Origin of the sequence: Micromonospora sp. DT53 (assembly GCF_049841535.1) — a bacterium.
Lineage (GTDB): Bacteria > Actinomycetota > Actinomycetes > Mycobacteriales > Micromonosporaceae > Micromonospora.
The window spans coordinates 1-311 of sequence record NZ_JBNCKM010000031.1 but is presented as its reverse complement, the minus strand read 5'-3'; the positions used below and the strand labels follow the sequence as shown (position 1 = coordinate 311).

Sequence of the window (311 nt, the reverse complement as noted above, 5' to 3'; positions counted from 1 at the left end):
ACCAGAGCGGCGATGCGGGAGAGCGCGGCGCCGAGGTGGCGTTGCTGTGCAGCGCTGAGTGGGTCGAACACCAGTTGTCTGACCCGCTCGACGTGAGCTGGGGCGCTGTCCTCGACTTTGTGCAGCCCGGCGTCAGTCAGGGTCGCGAGGGTGTACCGGCCATTGTCCGGGTCAGGGCACCGGGTGACCCACCCCTGCTGCTCGAAACGGACCATCAGCTTGGACAGCCGTGGTTGCGTGCTGTCGCACTGCGCGGCAAGGTCGCTGAGCCGCATCGTGTGCGTCTCGGTCATGGACAGCCGAGCCATCAC

At 67.2% G+C, this 311-nt stretch carries 1 protein-coding gene; it reads right to left on the bottom strand.

Annotation, left to right across the window (positions count from 1 at the left end):
* Positions 1-293 (bottom strand): MarR family winged helix-turn-helix transcriptional regulator (locus tag ACLQ3B_RS33660; protein WP_425784690.1); only part of this gene is annotated, 293 nt, incomplete at its 3' end.
* Positions 294-311 lie beyond the last annotated feature (18 nt).